1 protein-coding gene is annotated in these 248 nt (G+C 34.7%); it reads right to left on the bottom strand.

Going from position 1 to position 248, the window contains the following annotated elements:
* Positions 1 to 248, bottom strand: a 248-nt coding sequence (locus QP413_RS10105) for a phage major capsid protein (RefSeq protein ID WP_284781624.1), incomplete at both ends; no start/stop codon positions are given.

Genomic DNA, 248 nt, shown 5'->3' with positions numbered 1-248 from the left:
GCCATATCCAATTCACCTAATGCATCAATAATGTCATCAAGCTTAGTGATAGTAGCCTTCTTTTGTGAGTTAGGAAGTAAACCAACAATCTTTGAGTTATAGGTAACAACATTCTTACGTGCAATGTGTTGGTTTAACCATGCTTCAATATTTGCGTTTGAGTCATTGATTAAATCATTTGGAGCAAAGAATACATCACCATAATCATGAATGTTATAGCTAAGTTGCTTAACTGATGGGTAATTGCC

Source organism: Corynebacterium sp. UMB4614 (assembly GCF_030217065.1).
Taxonomy (GTDB): domain Bacteria; phylum Actinomycetota; class Actinomycetes; order Mycobacteriales; family Mycobacteriaceae; genus Corynebacterium.
Note: the sequence above shows the minus strand (reverse complement) of the source record. Positions and strands in the feature narration are given on the sequence as shown.